At 74.1% G+C, this 16888-nt stretch carries 17 protein-coding genes; 8 read left to right on the top strand and 9 right to left on the bottom strand.

Annotation, left to right across the window (positions count from 1 at the left end; genetic code table 11):
• Positions 1 to 10: 10 nt before the first annotated feature.
• Positions 11 to 1366: a decaprenylphosphoryl-beta-D-ribose oxidase gene (gene dprE1, locus C1708_RS12720; RefSeq protein ID WP_106412794.1), complete on the bottom strand. Its 1356-nt coding sequence runs from the start codon at positions 1364 to 1366 to the stop codon at positions 11 to 13.
• A 132-nt stretch (positions 1367 to 1498) separates the two neighbouring features.
• On the opposite strand from dprE1, the gene C1708_RS12715 reads away from it, so the two are divergent.
• The 4 genes from C1708_RS12715 to C1708_RS12700 are packed head-to-tail and all read left to right on the top strand — an operon-like array spanning position 1499 to position 4303.
• A complete protein-coding gene (locus C1708_RS12715) occupies positions 1499 to 2032 on the top strand; it encodes a phosphatase PAP2 family protein (protein ID WP_106412793.1) in 534 nt (177 codons plus the stop codon).
• Positions 2029 to 2964 (top strand): decaprenyl-phosphate phosphoribosyltransferase, encoded by a 936-nt coding sequence (locus C1708_RS12710; protein WP_106412792.1) that lies wholly within the window; start codon positions 2029 to 2031, stop codon positions 2962 to 2964. The genes C1708_RS12715 and C1708_RS12710 overlap by 4 nt, the downstream gene beginning before the upstream one ends.
• Complete coding sequence (locus C1708_RS12705; protein ID WP_198602481.1) at positions 2961 to 3398, top strand: GtrA family protein; 438 nt, start codon at positions 2961 to 2963, stop codon at positions 3396 to 3398. Before C1708_RS12710 ends, C1708_RS12705 begins: the two co-directional genes overlap by 4 nt.
• Entirely contained in the window at positions 3386 to 4303 is a 918-nt protein-coding gene (locus tag C1708_RS12700; protein WP_106412791.1) for a YihY/virulence factor BrkB family protein, read from the top strand. The genes C1708_RS12705 and C1708_RS12700 overlap by 13 nt, the downstream gene beginning before the upstream one ends.
• Here C1708_RS12700 and C1708_RS12695 read toward each other — a convergent pair.
• The gene (locus C1708_RS12695; RefSeq protein WP_342210893.1) at positions 4251 to 5522 is read right to left on the bottom strand and encodes a D-alanyl-D-alanine carboxypeptidase family protein; all 1272 of its coding nucleotides are present in this window, start codon (positions 5520 to 5522) and stop codon (positions 4251 to 4253) included. The genes C1708_RS12700 and C1708_RS12695 overlap by 53 nt on opposite strands.
• Positions 5523 to 5613: 91 nt before the next feature.
• On the opposite strand from C1708_RS12695, the gene C1708_RS12690 reads away from it, so the two are divergent.
• A complete protein-coding gene (locus C1708_RS12690) occupies positions 5614 to 5862 on the top strand; it encodes an SCO4848 family membrane protein (protein ID WP_106416278.1) in 249 nt (82 codons plus the stop codon).
• A 32-nt stretch (positions 5863 to 5894) separates the two neighbouring features.
• On the top strand, positions 5895 to 7286 hold the full coding sequence (locus C1708_RS12685) for a metallophosphoesterase (protein WP_106412789.1): 1392 nt from the start codon (positions 5895 to 5897) through the stop codon (positions 7284 to 7286).
• Positions 7287 to 7557: 271 nt separating this feature from the next.
• Here the strand turns inward: C1708_RS12685 and C1708_RS12680 are convergent, their stop codons facing one another.
• From C1708_RS12680 to C1708_RS12670, 3 genes are read right to left on the bottom strand one after another with little or no spacing between them, the layout of a single operon-like run.
• Positions 7558 to 8379, bottom strand: a complete 822-nt coding sequence (locus tag C1708_RS12680) for a TetR/AcrR family transcriptional regulator (protein ID WP_106412788.1) — start codon at positions 8377 to 8379, stop codon at positions 7558 to 7560.
• A gap of 32 nt (positions 8380 to 8411) precedes the next feature.
• Positions 8412 to 8912, bottom strand: a complete 501-nt coding sequence (locus tag C1708_RS12675) for a thiol-disulfide oxidoreductase DCC family protein (protein ID WP_241911235.1) — start codon at positions 8910 to 8912, stop codon at positions 8412 to 8414.
• Complete coding sequence (locus tag C1708_RS12670; RefSeq protein WP_106416276.1) at positions 8909 to 9316, bottom strand: hypothetical protein; 408 nt, start codon at positions 9314 to 9316, stop codon at positions 8909 to 8911. The genes C1708_RS12675 and C1708_RS12670 overlap by 4 nt, the downstream gene beginning before the upstream one ends.
• A 235-nt stretch (positions 9317 to 9551) precedes the next feature.
• Here C1708_RS12670 and C1708_RS12665 point away from each other — a divergent pair, with 235 nt between their 5' ends.
• The gene (locus tag C1708_RS12665) at positions 9552 to 11003 is read left to right on the top strand and encodes an MFS transporter (RefSeq protein WP_106412787.1); all 1452 of its coding nucleotides are present in this window, start codon (positions 9552 to 9554) and stop codon (positions 11001 to 11003) included.
• Entirely contained in the window at positions 11000 to 12223 is a 1224-nt protein-coding gene (locus C1708_RS12660; protein ID WP_106412786.1) for an FAD-dependent monooxygenase, read from the top strand. Before C1708_RS12665 ends, C1708_RS12660 begins: the two co-directional genes overlap by 4 nt.
• Here C1708_RS12660 and C1708_RS12655 read toward each other — a convergent pair.
• From C1708_RS12655 to sdhA, 4 genes are all read right to left on the bottom strand, one after another.
• Positions 12163 to 12858 carry a response regulator transcription factor gene (locus tag C1708_RS12655; protein ID WP_106412785.1) on the bottom strand — a complete coding sequence of 232 codons (696 nt, stop codon included), beginning with the start codon at positions 12856 to 12858 and terminating at the stop codon, positions 12163 to 12165. The genes C1708_RS12660 and C1708_RS12655 overlap by 61 nt on opposite strands.
• The gene (locus tag C1708_RS12650) at positions 12855 to 14186 is read right to left on the bottom strand and encodes a sensor histidine kinase (RefSeq protein ID WP_502696061.1); all 1332 of its coding nucleotides are present in this window, start codon (positions 14184 to 14186) and stop codon (positions 12855 to 12857) included. The genes C1708_RS12655 and C1708_RS12650 overlap by 4 nt, the downstream gene beginning before the upstream one ends.
• A gap of 167 nt (positions 14187 to 14353) precedes the next feature.
• Positions 14354 to 15133: a succinate dehydrogenase iron-sulfur subunit gene (locus C1708_RS12645; RefSeq protein ID WP_106412783.1), complete on the bottom strand. Its 780-nt coding sequence runs from the start codon at positions 15131 to 15133 to the stop codon at positions 14354 to 14356.
• A complete protein-coding gene (sdhA, locus tag C1708_RS12640) occupies positions 15133 to 16887 on the bottom strand; it encodes a succinate dehydrogenase flavoprotein subunit (RefSeq protein WP_106412782.1) in 1755 nt (584 codons plus the stop codon). The genes C1708_RS12645 and sdhA overlap by 1 nt, the downstream gene beginning before the upstream one ends.
• Between the last annotated feature and the right edge of the window lies 1 nt (position 16888).

The following is a 16888-nucleotide window of genomic DNA, read 5'->3' as shown; positions in this document are numbered from 1 at the left end:
GGGAGGGAGGTCACAGGCGGAGGCGGCGGGACAGGTCCGAGGTGAACACGCCGCGCGGGTCCAGCTCGGCGCGCAGGGCGCGGAAGTCGTCCAGCCGGGGGTACATGGCCGCGAGCAGTTCGGGGCGCAGCCGGGAGTCCTTGGCGAGGTAGACGCGGCCGCCCGCGCCGGCGACCTCCTCGTCGAGCTCGTCGAGGAAGGAGCCGAGGCCGGGCAGCGACGCGGGGATGTCCAGGGCCAGGGTCCAGCCCGGCACGGGGAACGACAGCCAGCCCGGGTCGGCGTCCCCGAACCGTTTGAGGACGGCGAGGAACGACGGGCAGCGGCGCTCGGAGATCCGGCGCACGATCCGGCGCAGGGTGTCCTCCCGGCCGTGCCCGACGACGAACTGGTACTGCACGAAGCCGCCCCGCCCGTAGATCCGGTTCCAGTGCGGCACGCCGTCCAGCGGGTGGAAGAAGGCGGGGATCCGCTGCAGCTCCCCGGTCCGGGCGCGGGGCGCCTTGCGGTACCACAGCTCGTTGAACAGGCCCACGGTCGTCCGGCTGAGCAGGCCCTCCGGCACGAAGGAGGGAGCGGCGGGCAGGCGGGAGGTGCGGAACGACAGCGGCTCCCGGCGGGCGCGGGCGCCGCGGGGCAGGGCGTCCAGCGGGGCGTGGTCGCCGCGGGTGAGGACCGCCCGGCCGGTGGCCCGGCCGCGCGCCAGCAGGTCGATCCAGGCGACCGAGTAGCGGTAGCGGTGGTCGGCGCCGGTGAGACGGGCCATCAGGTCGTCGAGGTCGTCGGCGCGTTCGGTGTCGACGGACATCCAGGAGGTCTCGACGGGCTGGAGCCGCACCGTCGCGGTGAGGATCACCCCGGTCAGCCCCATGCCGCCCGCGGTCGCCTCGAACAGCGGCGTGCCCGGCGCCACGGTGCGGACCCGGCCGTCGGCGGTGAGCAGCTCGAACGACAGCACATGGCGCGAGAAGGACCCGCTGACGTGGTGGTTCTTGCCGTGGATGTCGGCGCCGATCGCCCCGCCGACCGTCACGTACCGGGTGCCGGGCGTCACCGGCACGAACCAGCCCAGCGGCAGCAGCACCTCCATCAGCCGGTGCAGGGACACGCCCGCGTCGCACCGCACGGTGCCGTCGTCGGCGTCGATCGCGTGGATGCGGTCCAGGCCGGTCATGTCGAAGACCTCGCCGCCCGCGTTCTGCGCCGCGTCCCCGTACGCCCGGCCCAGGCCCCGCGCGATGCCGCCGCGCGCCCCGCACCCCCGGACGGCCAGGGCGGCCTCCTCGCACGTCCGCGGACGGACCAGCCGGGCGGCGGACGGGGCGGTGCGGCCCCACCCCGTGACGGGAACGGTGTCGGCAGGCATGGCGGCGACCGTATCGCCCCTCTGTGCGCCGTTGGTTTCAAAACGTCAATCACGTCCCCGAAACGGGTGATTAATGGGATGTCGTCCCGAAGGGATGGAATTCCGGTGCGCCGGGGGTGAACAGTGAGCCACATGGACGACCAGCACGACCTCTCCCGGCCCCGCGGTCTGCACGGGGTGGACCACCGGATCGTCTCCGCGCTCAGGGCGTGCGGCGCCGACCCCCGCGTGGCCGGAGCCGCGCGCGCCCTGTCCTGGGCGGGGGAGCACGGTGCCGTGTGGGTCGCGACGGGCCTCGCGGGCGCCGTCGTGGACCGCCCGCGGCGCACCGCCTGGCTGCGCGGCGCCGCCCTCACCGCCGGCGCGCACGCGACGAGTTCGCTGGTGAAGCGGGTCGTGCGCCGTCCCCGCCCGGCGCACGTCGAACCGCTGGTCGGCACCGTCGGACGGCACTCCTTCCCCAGCTCCCACGCCGCCTCCGCGGCGGCCGCCGCCGTCGCCTTCGGCGCGCTCGGCGCCCGCGCGGTGCCTCCGCTGGCCGCCGCCGTGTGCGTGTCCCGCCTGGTGGCCGGCGTCCACTACCCGTCGGACGTGGCGGCCGGCGCCGCCCTCGGCGCGCTCGCCGCCCGGCTGGGCGCCCGCTGGATGACGGGAGGCACGGCGTGACGCTGCTGCGCGAGCGCCCCGGCCGCGGGCAGGCCGCGCCGGCCGCCCGGGGCGGGCTCCTCACCGGTCTGCTGCGCACCGCGCGGCCCAAGCAGTGGGTGAAGAACGTCCTGGTGGCCGCCGCCCCGGCCGCCGCCGGCGACCTCTTCTCCGTCCCCGCCCTGACCCGGCTCGCCCTGGTGTTCGTGCTGTTCACCGCCTGCGCCGCCGCCGTCTACCTGGTCAACGACGCGCGCGACGCCGAGGCCGACCGCGCCCACCCCGTCAAGCGCCGCCGCCCGGTCGCCGCCGGACAGGTCCCCGTGCCCGTCGCCTACGCCGCCGGGATCATCCTCGGCGTGCTCGCCCCGGCCGCCGCCGCGCTGCTCTGCCCGCCCGAGCTCGCCGCGCTCCTCGCCGGCTACCTCGTCATGCAACTGGCCTACTGCGTCAGCCTCAAGCACGTCCTCGTCGTCGATCTCGCCGTCGTCACCGCCGGGTTCGTGATGCGCGCGGTGGCCGGGGGGCTGGCCCTCGGCATCCCGCTGTCCCGCTGGTTCCTCATCACCACCGGCTTCGGCGCGCTGTTCATGGTCGCGGCCAAGCGCTACTCCGAGGCCGTGCAGCTCGCCGGGAACGGCGGCGCCACGCGCGCGCTGCTCACCGAGTACACCACCGGCTACCTGCGGTTCGTCTGGCAGCTCGCGGCCGGGGTCGCCGTCCTCGGCTACTGCCTGTGGGCGCTGGAGGAGGGCGGCGTGCCGCACACCAGCGTGCTGCCCTGGCGCCAGCTCTCCGTCGTCGCCTTCGTCCTCGCCGTGCTGCGCTACGCCGTCTTCGCCGACCGGGGCACCGCCGGCGAACCGGAGGACGTGGTGCTCGGCGACCGCGCGCTCGCCCTCATCGGCCTGGTGTGGGCGGCGATGTACGCCCTGGCGGTGGTCGACTGGTGAGGGACCGCCTGCGCCGGCACCGGCGGGAACTCCTCGGCTTCGCGACCGCCGGACTGCTCGCCTACGCCGTCGACCTGGCCCTCTTCCTCTGGCTGCGCGGCCCCGGCGGACTCGGCCCGCTCACCGCGAAGGCGCTGTCCTTCGTCGCCGGCTGCACCGTCGCCTACGCGGCCAACGCCCACGGCACCTACCGCCACAGGCGCGTGCACGGCGCCCGCCCCTACGCGATGTTCTTCGCCGTCAACCTCGCCGGCGCCGCCGTGCAGCTGCTGTGCCTGGCCGTCAGCCACTACGGGCTGGGGCTCACCTCGCGGCGCGCGGACACCGTGTCCGGCGCGGTGGTCGGCATGGCACTGGCCACCGTCGTCCGTTTCTGGGGCACCAGGACATTGGTCTTCCGTGACGCGGGCAGAGTCGGAACGTGGACTGGCTGAAAAAGCTTCCGGTGGTGGGGCCGTGGGTGACCCGGCTGTCGCTCACGCACGCGTGGCGGTCGTTCGAGCGGCTGGACCGGGTGCACTGGACGCGGCTGGCCGCGGCGATGACGTTCCGCAGCTTCGTCGCGCTGTTCCCGCTGCTCACGCTGGCAACGGCGATCGGCGCGGCGGCCCTCGGCCGGGAGCGGCAGGACGCCCTCCAGAACACCCTCACCGACCAGGTGCCCGGCATCTCCGACCAGTTGGACGTCGGGGAACTGGTGGACAACGCGGGCACCGCCGGTCTGATCGCCGGCGCCGCCCTGGTGTTCACCGGGATCAGCTGGGCCGGCGCCATGCGGGAGTGCCTGCGCGCGGTGTGGGAGCTGCCCGACGACGAGGAGAACCCCGTCCTGCGCAAGGGCAAGGACGCGGGCATCCTCGTCGGGCTCGGCGGGGCCGTCCTGGTCACCCTGGCCGCCTCCGCCGTCGCCACCGCGCTGGTCGGCCGGATCAGCGACGCCGCCGGGCTGGAGGAGGGCGGCTGGGGCGGGGTGGTCCTGCGGACCGCCGCGTTCGCCGTCGCCGCCGGCACCGACTTCCTGATCCTGCTGTACGTCCTCACCCTGCTGCCCGGCGTTCATCCGTCCCGGCGCCGGGTGACGGTCGCCGCGCTCACCGGCGCCGTCGGCATCGAACTGCTGAAGCTGCTGCTCAGCGGCTACATCCAGGGCGTGGCCGCGAAGAGCATGTACGGCGCGTTCGGCGTCCCGGTGGCGCTGCTGCTGTGGATCAACCTCACCACGAAACTCGTCCTGTTCTGCGCCGCCTGGACGGCCACCCCGAGCAGGGAGGACGAGGCACCGCCGGTCACGGACGGGAACGGCGGCGCACCAGGTCCGGCAGCGGCCAGCGCCGGTTGACCAGGAACGCGCCGCCCGCGAGCAGCACCAGCACCCCGCCGGTGATGCCGAGCGCCACGCCCATGCCGTCGGCGCCGCCGCCCGTGTGCGCGCTCGCCACCGGCTTCGTCCCGGCCACGGTGCCGCCCGCCTCACCGGGCGACGCGGACGGACCGGGCGCGGCGGTGGCCTGCGCGACGCTCCTCGGCGGCACCAGCTCGCCCACCGGCTCGACCTTGCCGGCCGCCGCGAAACCCCAGTCCAGGAGCCGCGCGGTCTCCTTGTAGACCCCGTTCGACTCCTTCTCCTGCGGGTTCATCACGGTCACCAGCAGCACCTTGCCGTCGCGCTCGGCGACACCGGTGAAGGTCGAGCCGGCGTTGGTGGTGTTGCCGTTCTTCACCCCGGCTATGCCCTGGTAGACGGGCACGTCGTGGTCGCCGCTCAGCAGCCGGTTGGTGTTCTGGATCTCGAAGGACCCGCGGACCCGTTTGCCCTTCTTCCGCTTGGTCTCCCCGGGGAACTGCGCCCGCACCGTCGAGCTGTACTCCCGGAAGTCCTTCTTCTGCAGCCCGGAGCGGGCGATCAGGGTCAGGTCGTACGCGGAGGACACCTGGCCCGGGGCGTCGTAGCCGTCGGGGCTGACGGCGTGCGTGTCGAGGGCCTGCAGCTCCTCGGCGTGCTCGTTCATCTCCTCGACCGTCTTCTCCACGCCGCCGTTCATCGCGGACAGCACGTGCACCGCGTCGTTGCCGGAGCGCAGGAAGACGCCCAGCCACAGGTCGTGGACCGTGTAGGTCTCGTTCTCCTTGATGCCGACCATGCTGGAGTTCGGCCCGACACCGGCCATGTCCGAGGGCCGCACCCGGTACGTGGTCGTCCGCGGCCACTTCGGCAGCAGCGTGTCGGCGAACAGCATCTTCAGGGTGCTCGCCGGGGCGAGCCGCCAGTGCGCGTTGTGCGCGGCGAGCACGTCGCCGCTCTCGGCGTCCGCGACGATCCACGACCGGGCGGACAGCTCCTTCGGCAGCACCGGCACCCCGGCGGCCAGATTCACCTGCGTCCCCGGCCTGCCGAGCCGCTCGCCGCCCACGGTCGACATCTTCGCCGGGGGAGCGGCCGACGGGGACGGCGACGGCCGGGGAGCCGCGAGGGCGGCCGGCGCGGTCAGCGCGGTGGACAGCAGGACGGCGGAGGCGACCAGCAGGGAGCGCCGGACGGTCTTCTCGGTAGCGGGCACGGTCCGCAAGGTACATGCCATGCCGGTGGACGTCCCGTCCCGGTCCCCACCCCGCGAAGGGAACCGGACACGGCGCGGCGATACTGGACGCATGAAGCTCAGCCGCCCCGTCTCCTGGTTCCTGCTCGCCTTCGGGGTGTGGAGCTGGGTCATCTGGATCACTTTCGTCAAGAACCTGGTCAAGGACAGCAGCGGGCTCGCCTTCGACGACGGGCACCCCACGGCGTACTTCTTCGTTCACCTGACGCTCGCCGTCGTCTCCTTCGTACTGGGGACGGTCATCGGGGGCATCGGGTTGCGCGGTCTGCGCGCATTGAGCCGGACGTCACGGACGTCGTGACGCCGTAACGGGAAGCAGGGGAAGTCCGCCTCGTGGCCATCGTCTTCGTACTCGTCGCACTGCTGGTCGTCGCCGTCCTGGTGACGGGCAACTGGTACGTGTGGCGCCGTCTGTTCCGGGACACCACAACGGGGCCCGGCCCCGTGCGCCGCCTCGGCGCGGCGGTGATCACCGGGGGGTGGCTGCTGTTCGTCGGAGGCATGGTCGCCTCCCGCACCGAGGCGCCGTTCACCCTCCAGCGGGTGCTGGCCTGGCCGGGCTACCTGTGGCTCGTCCTCACCCTGTACCTGCTCCTGGCGCTGCTCGTCGGCGAACTGGTCCGCCCGGTGCTCCGCAGGGTCCTGGAGCGGAGGGCGGCGAAGCGGGCGCCGGCGCCCACGCCGGCCCGCGACCTGATACCGGCGGGTCGGAACACGGGTGCGGCCCCGGAACCGGCCGAGGGCCCGGAGACGACGGCCCCGGCGCAGGCCGTCCCCGCGGAAGGCGGCTCGGCGAAGAGCGGTACGGCGGAGAACGGTACGGCGGAGAACGGTACGGCGGAGAACGGTACGGCGGCGGGCGGATCGACGGCTGCCGTCCCCGCGGGGCCGGGCGCCGGCCCCTCCCGCCGGCTGTTCGTCTCCCGCGTCGTCGGCGGAGCCGCCGCCGCGGCGGCGGTCGGCACCGTCGGGTACGGGACGTACGGCGTCCTGCGCGGGCCGAAGGTCAAGAGGGTCACCGTGCCGCTGGCCAAGCTGCCGCGTGCCGCGCACGGTTACCGCATCGCCGTGGTCAGCGACGTCCACCTGGGCCCGGTGCTCGGGCGCGGCTTCGCGCAGAAGGTCGTCGACACCGTCAACGCGACGCAGCCCGACCTGATCGCCGTCGTCGGCGACCTGGTGGACGGCAGCGTGCAGGACCTCGGCCCGGCGGCCGCCCCGCTGGCCCAGCTGACGGCGCGTCACGGCTCCTTCTTCGTCACCGGCAACCACGAGTACTTCTCCGGCGCCGAGCAGTGGGTCGAGGAGGTCCGCCGGCTCGGCCTGAACCCGCTGGAGAACGCCCGCACGGAGCTGCCCCACTTCGACCTCGCGGGCGTGAACGACGTGGCCGGCGAGGACGAGGGCCAGGGACCGGACTTCGCCCGCGCCCTCGGCGACCGGGACCGCGAGCGGGCCTGCGTGCTGCTCGCCCACCAGCCGGTGCAGATCCACGAGGCCGTGGACCACGGCGTGGACCTCCAGCTCTCGGGCCACACCCACGGCGGCCAGCTCTGGCCGGCCAGCCTGATCGCGGGCGCCGCGAACCCGACCCTGGCGGGCCTCGACCGGTACGGCGACACGCAGCTCTACGTCAGCCGGGGCGCCGGCGCGTGGGGACCGCCCACCCGGGTGGGGGCGCCGTCGGACATCACGGTGATCGAGCTGGCCTCCCGCCAGGCGTGACCACGCCGTGCACGGCCGCGTCCGCGCCCCCGAGGACGAGCCGGTGCGGGGCGCGGCCGTCACGCCGCTCGCGCCCGGCGGCCGTCGGGCGGACCGGGGGTGTCCCTCGCCGGCGGGGCGTACGTCGTGGCCGTCCCGCCGCCGGGCGCCTGTCCGCCCGCGGTGACGGCCTCGCCGTGCGGGACGCGGGCGGCGCGTGTGGCCGTGGGGACGGTGGGGACGGTCCGCACGTGCACGACGCGGAGCTGACGCCCGGCGGGGCGGACGGTCGTCAGCCGGCGCCGTCGGGGCGTCCGCCGGAGGCGGGCGTCCCCTCGCCGTCGTCCTGCGCGTCCTGCCCGCGCACGCCCCGCCGGCCGGGGTCCTTCCGGCCGGCGGGGTCGGGCAGTGCCCGCGTCATCCCGGGCAGGAACTCCGTGAACAGCTCGTGCACGTCCCGCACCAGCGGCCGCAGCACCCGGAACCGGGCCAGGGCGACGCCCCGCGCGGTGAGCCGGGCGCCCCGCTCGGCGAGCCGGTAGCTGCGCTCGCGGCCCTCGGTGCGGTCGAAGATCCAGTACAGGCACAGTCCCATCTGGGACAGCCACATCAACTCGGGCAGGATGTCCCGCAGTTCCTCGGGCACCTTGGTCCTCGTCCCGGCCAGCACGGCCCGGTGCACGCTGATCGCCTCCTCGCGCGCGTGCTCCGACTCCGGCGAGAAGGGGCTGAGCGGGCTGTCCGGGTCGGCGGCGTTCTTGAAGAACTGCACCGCGAACTCGTGGTACGGCGTGGCGATGTCCAGCCACGCCTTCAGCACCCCGGCGAGGCGCGCCTCCAGGTCGGTCTCCCGGGCGAGGATCTCCCGGACCGCCACCTGGTGCTCGGCGGCGATCCGGTCGTAGAACCCCTGGATCAGGTGTTCCTTGCCCTCGAAGTAGTAGTACGCGTTGCCGACGGAGACCCCGGCCTCCTTGGCGATCGCCCGCATGGTGGTCCGGTCGTAGCCGCGCTCCTGGAACAGCCGCATGGCCGTCTCCAGGATCAGGGCGCGGGTCTGCTCGGACTTGCTGAGGGGGGCGCCGGGGGCGGGGCCGTCGTTCTTCGCGGACACGGGAACAGAGCCTAACGCCCGCCGTGCGCGGCCTACGGGGCGGCGCAGGCGTCGGAGTCGCAGCCCGGCGGGGTGTAGTGCCAGCCGTCGCGCGGGTCGTACGCCCATCCGTCGCCCCGGCGGTACACGCGGCCGCCCCACGAGGCGGTCGCGCCGCGCCACCTGGCGGCGGCCAGCACGGCGCCCTTGGCGAACCGCATCCCGGAGGGGGTGCTCAGCCGGTGCGCCAGCCGCCGGTGCTCGCGCAGCGCCCACAGGGTGACGATCCAGGCGGCGGCGCCCCGGTACACCTGTCCGCCGTCCCCGACCACGGTGATCTCGGACAGGGCGGACCGGTGGTCGAGGCCGGGGAAGCGGTCCCGGGCGGCCGGCGACCCCGCGGGCACGAACGCGAGGGGGACGAGCTGGGGCCGCTTCACCAGCCAGTCCCGGACGAACACGCACAGCGGGCAGTCCGCGTCGTACAGCACGGTCAGCCCGCGGACCGGGACGCGGCGCGCGTCCCGGTCCCCGTGCACCGGCGCGGCGCTCACGCCTGCGCCGCCGGGGCGGTCCAGCCCTGCGGGGGCACCGGCGGGTTCTGCTCCCGCTCCATCACCCGGCGCCGCCGGATCCTGTTCAGCACGTACACGTTGGCCAGGTGCATCACGCCCAGGACCAGCAGCACCACGCCCAGCTTGGCGGAGAGCGCCTCGAAGACGCCGCGGGTGTCGGTGACGGTGCCGTCGTCGCTCAGGTAGAGGGCGACGAAGCCGAGGTTCACCAGGTAGAAGCCGACCACCAGGAGGTGGTTGACGGCGTCCGCGAGCTTCTCGTCGCCGTGCAGCACGTCGGCGAGGAAGATCCGGCCGTTCCGGCTGAGCGTGCGGGCCACCCAGACGGTCAGTCCGATGCTGACGACCAGGTAGATGACGTAGGCGATGACGGTGCGGTCCATGCCCCACCCCTTCTTGAACGCGTTCAAAACGCTGACGGGACGACTGTAGCGCCTCCTTTTGAACATGTTCAACTCACGTGCGCGGGCCGCCCGGTGTCATGTCCCGGCACCAGGGCGGCGCGGCCCCTGGTGCGGACGCACCAGGCGAGGACGGTGGCGGGCGACGATGCCCGCGGGGGCCGCCGGACGCAACCGTGGGAGGCGTTCACCCGGCCCCTACGAGAACGGGACGTCCATGTCCGACACCCTGCTCCCGCCGCCGCGTCTACGGCGGCCCGCGATCGCCGCCCTCGGGGTGCTGGCGCTCGCCCTCGGCGCGCTCCAGTCCGTGGTGGAACCCGCCCTCCCGCTGCTCCAGCGCGAGCTGGGGCTCGGCCCCTCCGAGGGCGCGCTGGTCGCCAACACGCTGCTCGTCACCGGCGCGGTCCTCACCCCGGTCGCCGGGAAGCTCGGCGACCGCTACGGCGGCAAACGCGTCCTGATGCGGCTGATGGCCGTGGTCGCCGCCGGCGGACTGCTGGCCGGACTGGCCCCCGGGCTGCCCGTGCTGCTGCTCGGCCAGATCCTCCAGGGCGCCATGGTCGGTGTGCTGCCCCTGTCCTTCATCCTGGTCCGCGCCCATCTGCCGGCCGGACGCACCCAGGCGGCGATCGGCGTGGTCATCGCGCTCTTCACCGGCGGCGGCATGGCGGGCATGCTCGGCGCCGGGCTGATCGCGGAGCACCTCTCCTGGCACTGGATGTTCGTGCTGCCCACCCTCGCGGTCGTCGCGGCGACCGTCTCCGTGGCCCGGCTGATGCCGTCCGACGCGCCGGTCCGGCACGACGAGAGCATCGACTGGCCCGGAGTGGTCCTGCTGAGCGCCACCCTGCTCGCCTTCATGCTCGGGCTCATGCTGCTGACCGACGGCGGGCTGCCGCCCCTCGCCGCGGGCGCCCTGCTGACGCTCGTGGCCGTCCTCGCCGCCGCCTGGGTCCGCGTCGAGCGCCGGGCCGTCTCCCCGATGGTCGACCTGCGCATGCTCGCCCGGCCCGTGATGTGGCAGGCGTGCCTGCTCACCCTGCTCGTCACCACCGCCCTCGGGATGGTCATCCTGCTGCTGCCGCAGCTCCTCGCCCTCTCGGGCGACGGCTACGGCTTCGGCGCCAGCACCACCGGCATCGGCCTCTACCTGCTGCCCGGCGCGGTCGCCGGGGCCGTGAGCGACGCGGTCGGCGGGGTCGCGGCCCGGCGGTTCGGCGCCCGCGCCGTGGTCGTCGTGGCCGCCCTCGCCACCGCCGCCGCCATGTTCGCCCTCGCGGCCCGGCACGACGCCGCCTGGCAGCTCGCCCTCGCCAGGGCGCTGACCGCGTTCGCCGCGGGCATCGCCACCACCGCGCTGCTGGCCGGCACCGCCACCGCCGTCGGTCCCGGGGACACGGGCATCGCCACCAGCCTGCTCGTGGTCACGCGGGTGATCGGCCTTCTCGTGGGCAGCCAGATCGCGAGCGCGCTGCTCGACGCCGGCATCGACCCCGGCACGGGCCTGCCCGCCGAGGCGGCCTTCACCACCGGCTTCGCCGTCACCGGCGTCACCGCCGCGCTCGGCCTGCTGCTCGTGCGCGCCACGAGGGGCGCGCGTGCCGCCGCATCGCCGGAAACCGCCGAGCCCGCGCACACCCCCACGAAGGAAGGGACCCGTTCATGACCTCCCCGCGCACCGTCCTGATCTCCGGAGCCAGCGTCTCCGGACCCGCCCTCGCGTACTGGCTGCACCGGGCCGGGTTCGCGGTCACCGTCGTGGAGAAGGCCGGCGCCCCGCGCGGCGGCGGCTACCCCGTCGACATCCGCGGCACGGCGACGGAGGTGGTCCGGCGGATGGGCCTGTGGCCGCGGCTGCGCCAGGCGCATGTCGCCCCGAGGCGCGCCACCTTCCTCGACGCCGCCGGCCGCACCGTCGCCTCGCTCCGGGCCCGCGCCGACGAAGGCGAACCCCGCGACCTGGAGATACGGCGGGGCGACCTCGCCGACGCCCTGCACGGGCTGGTCCGCGACGACGTGGAGTTCGTCTTCGGCGACTCCGTCTCCGCCTTCGACCCGGCCGCGCACGGCGTCGACGTCACCTTCCGCGGCGGGCGGCAGGGCACGTACGACCTGGTGATCGGCGCCGACGGCGTGCACTCCGCGACCCGGGCCGCCCTGTTCGGCCCCGAGGACCGCTACCACCACTACCTCGGCCATTGCTTCGCCCTCTTCACCCTGCCGGACCCCGCGGGCCTCGACCGGGAACTCGTGCTGTGGAACACCCCGGGGAAGGCCGCCGCCCTCTACGCCACCGGGGACGGAGCCGAGGTGCACGGCTTCCTCACCTTCCACCGTCCGGAACCCCCGCGCGCCGCCCTCCGCGACCCGGACGCCCAACGGGAGCTGGTGGCCCAGGTGTTCGCGGGCGAGGGCTGGGAGATCCCCCGCATGGTGGCGGCCCTGCGCGAGGCCGGCGACCTGTTCTTCGACACGGCGGGGCAGATCCGCATGCCCCGCTGGACGAGCGGCCGCGCCGCCCTCGTCGGCGACGCCGCCCACGCGCCGTCGTTCCTCACCGGCCAGGGCACCAGCCTCGCGCTGTCCGGCGCGTACGTGCTCGCCCAGGCCCTGGCCGCCCACCGGGACCACACGGCCGCCTTCGCCGCCTACGAGGACCGCATGCGCCCGTACGTGACGGCCAACCAGGCGCTGGTCGACGAGGGCGGCGCCACGCTCTTCCCCGTCACCGCCCACGCCCTCGAGCAGCGCGACGCGCGGCTGCGCGCCCTGGACGCCCTGCCCCCGGCACGGTCCCGGCCGGCCCACACCGCGCTCACGCTGCCTCACGACGACGGCTGCCCGGCGCCGTCCTCCGGGGCGACCCGCGCCAGGCCGGTGCGGTAGGCGATGACGACGAGCTGCGCGCGGTCGCGGGCGTCCAGCTTCGTCATCGCGCGCTGCACATGGGCGCGCACCGTGAACGGGCTGAGGACCATCCGCTCGGCGATCTCCTGGTTGGACAGGCCGGTCGCCACCAGCGCCACCATCTCCCGTTCGCGCGGGGTGAGCACGTCCAGCCGGCCGGCGTCCTGCGGCGGGGCGCCGGCCGGCACGGCCAGGAACCTGGCGACCAGGGAGCGGGTCGCGGCCGGGGACAGCAGCGTCTCGCCCTCGGCGACCGTCCGCACGGCGTCCGCCAGTTCCTCGGCCCCGATGCCCTTGCCGATGAAGCCGGCGGCGCCCGCGCGCAGCGCCCGCGCCACGTTCTCGTCCGTCTCGTACGTGGTGAGGATCAGCACGCGGGTGGCCCGCAGCTCCGGGTCCGCGCAGATCTCCGTGGTGGCGGCGAGCCCGTCCGTCCCGGGCATCCGGACGTCCATCACCACGACGTCCGGGCGCAGTGCGCGGGTGAGCCGCACCGCCTCCCGGCCGTCGCCCGCCTCGCCCACCACGGTGATGTCGTCGGTGCTCTCCAGCAGCAGCCGGAACGCGCCGCGCAGCAGCGCCTGGTCGTCGGCGAGCAGCACCCTCAGCGTCATGTCGTCCCCCCGGCCGTGCCCGGCCGTCCCCCGTCCGTCGCTCCGGGCATCCGCCCCTCCTCACCGGTCGTCGCCGTCTCGCGGGCGGGCGGCAGGGGCAGCCGGGCGGTCACCAGGAAGCCCCCCTCCGGGCGCGGGCCCGCGGTCAGCTCCCCGCCCACCGCGGCGGCGCGCTCCCGCATCCCGATCAGCCCGTACCCGGGCGCCCGCTCCGACAGGACGGGCGGCCCGGCCGGAACGCCCCCGTCGTCGGAGACGGTGACGGTCAGCCGCCCGCCGCCCCAGTCGAGCCCCACCCGGGCGCCGCGCCCCGCGGCGTGCTTGGTCACGTTGGTCAGCGCCTCCTGCACGATCCGGTACGCCGTGAGGTCCACGCCCGGCGACAGCGCCCGCGCCCGGCCCTCCTCACGCACCTCCACCTCCAGCCCCGCCCGCCGGAACGACTCCAGGAGGTCCGGCAGCCGCTCCAGACCGGGCGCCGGACCCTCGGACGCCTCCGCGTCCCCGTCCCCGGAATGCCGCAGCAGGCCGACCGTGGCCCGCAGTTCGTCCAGGGCGTGCCCGGTGGTCTCCACGAGCTCGCGCAGGCTGACACGGGTCTGCTCCGGGCGGCTGTCGAAGAAGTGGGCGGCGACCGTGGCCTGCGCGTTGGCCAGGGTGATCTGGTGCGCCACCAGGTCGTGCAGCTCCCGCGCGATGCGCACCCGCTCCTCCGCGACCCGCCGCCGCGCCTCCAGCTCCCTGCTCTCCTCGGCCCGCCGCGCCCGCTCCTCCACGGCCGCCAGATACGCCCGCCGGGTCCGCACCGTGTGCCCGGCCAGCCCCGCCACCAGCGGGGCCGCCGCCACCGACCCCATGCGGCTCGCGTCCCGCCAGGAGAGGTCCCCGGCCAGCGGGACGGACCCGGCCAGCAGCGCCACGGCGGCCAGCGTCACCGCGCCCGCAGCGCGCCGTTCGCCGGGCAGGCCGAGTGCGCAGGCGTAGGCGGCGACCAGGGCGGGCGCGATCACGGGCGGGCTGAGCACCAGGCCGAGGGGCTGCGCCGCCAGCCCGGCCGCGGTGGTGGCCGCCAGCACGGCCGGAGGACGCCGGTGGCGTGCCGGGAGCACGGCGCAGGAGACCAGGGCGAGCAGACAGGCGGTGAGGGGCGGCGCGGTCAGGGTGTCCTCGGCCCGCACGGTCCCGCCGAGCAGGCAGATCACGAACGCGGACGCCGCGACCGCGGCCTCCCGCCCGCGTCCGGCCCGCGGCGCCGCCGTCCTCGTCCCGGCGTCCGGCTTCGGCAGCATGCGGCCGGGGACAGGGGGCCGGGTCAGAGGTGAGCGCATGCTTCCACCCTCCGTTCCCGCCCCGGCCCGGGCATCGTCCTTCGGGACGGTCCCGTCTGGTGCGTACGCACCAGACGGGCACCCGCCCTGGTGCCTGCGCAGTACACACGCCCGAGGGCCCCGTCTCCGGCGTGGAGAGGGGCCCTCGGGACCTGCGGCGGGGCGCCTCAGTAGCGGCGCGTGATGAGCGCGCGCTTCACCTCGGCGATCGCCTTGGTGACCTCGATGCCACGCGGGCAGGCGTCCGTGCAGTTGAAGGTCGTGCGGCAACGCCACACACCGTCACGGTCGTTGAGGATCTCCAGGCGCTGCTCGCCGGCCTCGTCACGCGAGTCGAAGATGAAGCGGTGCGCGTTGACGATCGCGGCCGGGCCGAAGTACTGGCCGTCGTTCCAGAACACCGGGCACGACGTGGTGCACGCGGCGCACAGGATGCACTTGGTCGTGTCGTCGAAGCGCTCGCGGTCCTCGGCGGACTGCAGCCGCTCACGCGTCGGCTCGTTGGTGTCCTTCGTGATCAGGAAGGGCATCACGTCCCGGTACGCCTGGAAGAACGGCTCCATGTCCACGACCAGGTCCTTGAGGACCGTCAGGCCCTTTATGGCCTCGATCGTGATCGGCTTCTCGGGGTTGATGTCCTTGATCAGCGTCTTGCACGCCAGGCGGTTCTTGCCGTTGATCCGCATGGCGTCGGAGCCGCAGATGCCGTGGGCGCAGGAGCGGCGGAAGGTCAGCGTGCCGTCCAGGTCCCACTTGATCTTGTGCAGACCGTCGAGGACGCGCTCCTTGGGGTCGATCTCCAGCTGGAAGTCTTCCCAGGTCGCCTCCGCCGAGACCTCCGGGTTGAACCGGCGGATCCGGAAGGTGACGGTGATGTAGGGGGAGTCGGCGAAGCCGGGCTCGGGGGAGCCGGCCGCGTCCGCCTTGTCCAGTACGGGGGTAGCCATCAGTACTTACGCTCCATCGGCTGGTAGCGGGTCTGGACGACCGGCTTGTAGTCCAGACGGACGGTCTCGGTGCCGTCGGCGCCGACCTCGCGGTACGCCATCGTGTGGCGCATGAAGTTGACGTCGTCGCGGTTCGGGTAGTCCTCGCGGTAGTGACCGCCGCGGGACTCCTTGCGGGCCAGCGCGGAGACGGCCATGACCTCGGCCAGGTCCAGCAGGTTGCCCAGCTCGACGGCCTCCAGCAGGTCGGTGTTGAACCGCTTGCCCTTGTCCTGGATGGCGACGTTCTTGTAGCGCTCGCGCAGCTCGGCGATCTTCTCGACCGCCGTCTTGATGGTCTGCTCGGTGCGGAACACCATGACGTTGGCGTCCATGGTCTCCTGCAGCTCGCGGCGCAGCTCGGCCACCCGCTCCTTGCCGGTGGAGGAACGCAGCCGCTCGATCTGCCCGACCACGAAGGACTCCGGGTCCTCCGGCAGCTCGACGAAGTCGGCGGTCTGCGCGTACTCCGCCGCCGCGATGCCGGCCCGCTTGCCGAACACGTTGATGTCCAGCAGCGAGTTGGTGCCCAGGCGGTTGGCGCCGTGCACCGACACGCAGGCCACCTCGCCGGCCGCGTACAGGCCGGGCACGACCGTGGTGTTGTCCGCGAGGACCTCACCCTTGACGTTGGTCGGGATGCCGCCCATCGCGTAGTGCGCGGTGGGCTGGATCGGGATCGGGTCCGTGTAGGGCTCGATGCCGAGGTAGGTCCGCGCGAACTCGGTGATGTCGGGCAGCTTGGCGTCCAGCTGCTCCGGCGGCAGGTGCGTGAGGTCCAGGTAGACGTGGTCGCCCTCGGGACCGCAGCCGCGGCCCTCGCGGATCTCCGTGTAGATGGAGCGGGAGACGACGTCGCGGGAGGCGAGGTCCTTCATGACGGGCGCGTACTTCTCCATGAAGCGCTCGCCGTCCTTGTTGCGCAGGATGCCGCCCTCACCGCGGGCGCCCTCCGTGAGCAGGATGCCCATGCGCCAGATGCCGGTCGGGTGGAACTGGAAGAACTCCATGTCCTCCAGCGGCAGCCCGCGCCGGTAGACGGCGGCCTGGCCGTCACCGGTCAGGGTGTGCGCGTTGGACGTCACCTTGAAGAACTTGCCGGTGCCGCCGGACGCGTAGATCACGGACTTCGCCTGGAAGATGTGGATCTCGCCGGTCGCCAGCTCGTACGCCACGACACCGGCCGACTTCTTGACGCCGTCGACCTCGGTGATCAGCTGGTCCAGGACGTAGAACTCGTTGAAGAACTCCACGCCCTCCTTGACGCAGTTCTGGTACAGCGTCTGGAGGATCATGTGGCCGGTGCGGTCCGCGGCGTAGCAGGACCGGCGGACCGGGGCCTCACCGTGGTTGCGGGAGTGACCGCCGAAGCGGCGCTGGTCGATGGTGCCGTTCGGGGTGCGGTTGAACGGCAGGCCCATCTTCTCCAGGTCGAGGACGGAGTCGATGGCCTCCTTCGCCAGGATCTCGGCGGCGTCCTGGTCGACCAGGTAGTCACCGCCCTTGACCGTGTCGAAGGTGTGCCACTCCCAGTTGTCCTCCTCCACGTTGGCCAGCGCGGCGGCCATGCCGCCCTGCGCGGCGCCCGTGTGGGAGCGGGTGGGGTAGAGCTTGGTCAGCACGGCGGTGCGGCTGCGCTTGGTCGCCTCGATGGCGGCCCGCATACCGGCGCCACCGGCGCCGACGATGACGGTGTCGTACTTGTGGATCTTCATG

The sequence above is a fragment of the Streptomyces sp. DH-12 genome, from assembly GCF_002899455.1.
GTDB lineage: Bacteria > Actinomycetota > Actinomycetes > Streptomycetales > Streptomycetaceae > Streptomyces.
Note: the sequence above shows the minus strand (reverse complement) of the source record. Positions and strands in the feature narration are given on the sequence as shown.

Coding starts and splice junctions, on each gene's coding strand:
- dprE1 (WP_106412794.1), bottom strand. CDS start 1,366: ATGCCTGCCGACACCGTTCCCGTCACGGGGTGGGGCCGCACCGCCCCG.
- C1708_RS12715 (WP_106412793.1), top strand. CDS start 1,499: ATGGACGACCAGCACGACCTCTCCCGGCCCCGCGGTCTGCACGGGGTG.
- C1708_RS12690 (WP_106416278.1), top strand. CDS start 5,614: ATGAAGCTCAGCCGCCCCGTCTCCTGGTTCCTGCTCGCCTTCGGGGTG.
- C1708_RS12670 (WP_106416276.1), bottom strand. CDS start 9,316: ATGGACCGCACCGTCATCGCCTACGTCATCTACCTGGTCGTCAGCATC.
- C1708_RS12665 (WP_106412787.1), top strand. CDS start 9,552: ATGTCCGACACCCTGCTCCCGCCGCCGCGTCTACGGCGGCCCGCGATC.
- C1708_RS12660 (WP_106412786.1), top strand. CDS start 11,000: ATGACCTCCCCGCGCACCGTCCTGATCTCCGGAGCCAGCGTCTCCGGA.
- C1708_RS12655 (WP_106412785.1), bottom strand. CDS start 12,858: ATGACGCTGAGGGTGCTGCTCGCCGACGACCAGGCGCTGCTGCGCGGC.
- C1708_RS12650 (WP_502696061.1), bottom strand. CDS start 14,186: ATGCGCTCACCTCTGACCCGGCCCCCTGTCCCCGGCCGCATGCTGCCG.
- C1708_RS12645 (WP_106412783.1), bottom strand. CDS start 15,133: ATGGCTACCCCCGTACTGGACAAGGCGGACGCGGCCGGCTCCCCCGAG.
- sdhA (WP_106412782.1), bottom strand. CDS start 16,887: ATGAAGATCCACAAGTACGACACCGTCATCGTCGGCGCCGGTGGCGCC.